The following is a 2,905-nucleotide window of genomic DNA, read 5'->3' on the forward strand; positions in this document are numbered from 1 at the left end:
TTTTCGATGACGATATTGGTCTCAGGCGGTGCCGGTTTTATTGGTGGGAACTTTGTTCTTGACTGGCTGGTGCAGCATGATGAGACGGTGGTCAATCTGGACAAGCTGACCTATGCGGGCAATCTGGATACGTTGCAGGGATTGCGTGGCAACAATCGTCATGTGTTCGTGCATGGGGATATTGGCGACCGGGAGCTTGTGAGCGATCTGCTGTCGATGCACCGGCCGCGCGCGGTGATCAATTTTGCGGCCGAGAGCCATGTCGATCGTTCGATCCATGGACCTGGGGATTTCATCCAGACGAATATCGTTGGGACGTTCAACCTGCTGGAAGCGGTGCGTGGCTATTGGGACGGCCTGGCGGAAGATGAGAAGCAGGGCTTCCGCTTTCTGCATGTTTCGACGGATGAAGTCTACGGCACCTTGTCGAAGGACGATGCGCCGTTCAACGAACTCAACCGCTATGAGCCGAACAGTCCCTATTCTGCCAGCAAGGCGGCCTCCGACCATCTGGTGCGCGCCTGGCACCATACCTATGGTCTGCCGGTCCTGACGACGAACTGCAGCAACAATTACGGCCCGTATCATTTCCCGGAAAAACTGATCCCGCTGGTGATCCTGAATGCGCTGTCGGGCAAAAGCCTGCCGATCTACGGCGACGGCCAGCAGATCCGCGACTGGCTCTATGTGCGGGATCACTGCAGCGCCATCCGTCGCGTGCTGGAGGCCGGCAAGCTCGGCGAGACCTATAATGTCGGCGGCTGGAACGAGAAGCCCAATCTCGAGGTCGTGCATACCATCTGCGCGATCCTCGACGAACTCCGCCCGAAGGCGGATGGCAGCCGCTACAGTGATCAGATCACCTTCGTTAGAGATCGGCCGGGCCATGACCGGCGCTATGCGATCGATGCGCGCAAGCTCGAGCGTGAACTCGGCTGGAGGCCGGCGGAGACCTTCGAGACGGGGATTCGCAAGACGATCGCATGGTATCTCGACAACCAGGACTGGGTGCGCAACGTGACGAGCGGCGCCTATCGCGAATGGGTCGGCAAGCAGTATGAGGTCGAGCTGTGAGCGCCATTCTGGTCACCGGCGCCAATGGGCAGGTCGGTTTTGAGCTGCAGCGCTCGCTTGGCGTTTTGGGGGATGTCGCTGCTCTGACGCGCGCAGACATGGATCTGGCGAGCGAAGCCAGCATTCTTGCCGCTCTTGATGAGCACAAGCCGCGCGTGATCGTGAACCCTGCCGCCTATACGGCGGTAGATCGGGCCGAGAGCGACCGGGAGCTGGCGATGGCGGTCAATGCCACCGCCCCGGGGATACTGGCGCGCTGGGCGGCGGATAACGGCGCCTGGCTCGTCCATTACTCGACGGACTATGTCTTCGACGGCACGAAAGGCGATCCATATGGGGAGGAGGATGCGATCAATCCGCAGTCCGTCTACGGCGAAAGCAAATGGCGGGGTGAGGAGGCGGTGCGCGCGTCCGGCGCGCGTCATGCCATTTTGCGCACGAGCTGGGTCTATGGCCATCACGGCAGCAATTTTTTGAAGACGATCCTTCGGCTGGCGGGAGAAAGAAGCGCTCTGAACGTCGTTGCCGACCAGGTGGGGGCGCCGACCTCGGCGGCGTTGATCGCCGACGTCACGCGCGGGGTGATCGAGCGGATTGCGGCTTCACAGGCGCCCGACGACTTTGCGGGGACCTATCATCTCACAGCAAAGGGCAGCACCTCGTGGCACGGCTATGCCGCGCATATCGTGCGTGAGACGCTGGCGGCAAACGAGAAGCTTGCGCTTTCTCTCGATGCGCTGAAGCCGATATCGACAGCCGAATACCCGACACCCGCCAGGCGCCCGGCCAATTCGAGGCTGAACTGCAGCAAGCTGATGGATCGCTTCGATATCGTTCTTCCCGCATGGCAGGACGGTGTCGACGATGTCCTGGCGAGATTGCGGGCCGTGGGGGATTGAGAGCCGCAGGTTCGTGACGGCCGTGGTCAGCCCCCAAAGACAGCCGACAAGGCATAAGCAGACAGATTGAAGACGAGACGCTGGATCATGACGAAAGCACGCAAGGGAATCATACTCGCCGGCGGATCGGGGACGCGGCTTTATCCGCTGACGCTCGCGGTCAGCAAGCAGCTGCTGCCGATCTACGACAAGCCGATGATCTACTATCCGCTGACGACGCTGATGCTGGCAGGTATCCGCGAGATCCTCATCATCTCGACGCCGCAGGACACGCCTCGCTTCGAGCAGTTGCTTGGCGACGGCAGCCAATGGGGCATCAGGCTCGATTATGCCGTCCAGCCGAGCCCTGATGGCCTTGCCCAGGCATTTCTGATCGGCGAGGCATTCCTGGATGGCGCCCCGTCCGCGCTGGTGCTGGGGGACAACATCTTCTACGGACACGACTTTACCCGGTTGCTGCACGAGGCGAACGAGAAGGAGGCGGGCGCCACCGTCTTTGCCTATCACGTGCAGGACCCGCATCGCTATGGCGTGGTCGAGTTCGACAAGGTGGGCCGGGCGATCAGCCTGGAGGAAAAGCCAAAGCTGCCGAAGAGCAATTATGCGGTCACCGGCCTCTATTTCTACGATGAAAGCGTCGTTGACGTTGCTAAATCCATCCGCCCGTCGCCGCGTGGCGAGTTGGAGATCACCGATGTCAATATCCGCTATCTGAACGCCGGTCAGCTGGATGTGCAGACCATGGGGCGCGGCTATGCCTGGCTTGACACGGGCACGCATGAATCCATGCTGGAGGCCAGCCACTACATTGCCACGATCGAGAACCGGCAGGGGCTGAAGGTCGCCTGCCCCGAGGAGATTGCCTATCGCAGCGGCTGGATCAGCGCATCTGACGTCGAGGCGCTGGCGCATCCGCTGAAGAAGAACGCCTA

At 61.0% G+C, this 2,905-nt stretch carries 3 protein-coding genes; all 3 read left to right on the plus strand.

What is annotated here, in order from left to right:
• Nucleotides 1-6: 6 nt before the first annotated feature.
• Entirely contained in the window at nt 7-1,074 is a 1,068-nt protein-coding gene (rfbB, locus tag BJ928_RS38330; RefSeq protein WP_047632800.1) for a dTDP-glucose 4,6-dehydratase, read from the plus strand.
• The gene (rfbD, locus tag BJ928_RS38335; protein WP_047632802.1) at nt 1,071-1,973 is read left to right on the plus strand and encodes a dTDP-4-dehydrorhamnose reductase; all 903 of its coding nucleotides are present in this window, start codon (nt 1,071-1,073) and stop codon (nt 1,971-1,973) included. Before rfbB ends, rfbD begins: the two co-directional genes overlap by 4 nt.
• 87 nt (nt 1,974-2,060) lie before the next feature.
• Nucleotides 2,061-2,905, plus strand: an 845-nt coding sequence (gene rfbA / locus BJ928_RS38340) for a glucose-1-phosphate thymidylyltransferase RfbA (protein ID WP_120296875.1), incomplete at its 3' end; no start/stop codon positions are given.

The organism is Rhizobium sp. WW_1 (genome assembly GCF_003610155.1).
In the GTDB taxonomy this organism is placed as follows: domain Bacteria; phylum Pseudomonadota; class Alphaproteobacteria; order Rhizobiales; family Rhizobiaceae; genus Rhizobium; species Rhizobium tropici_A.

Bases quoted from the DNA above. Each gene is read 5' to 3' on its own strand.
- rfbB (WP_047632800.1), top strand. From the start codon at position 7: ATGACGATATTGGTCTCAGGCGGTGCCGGTTTTATTGGTGGGAACTTT.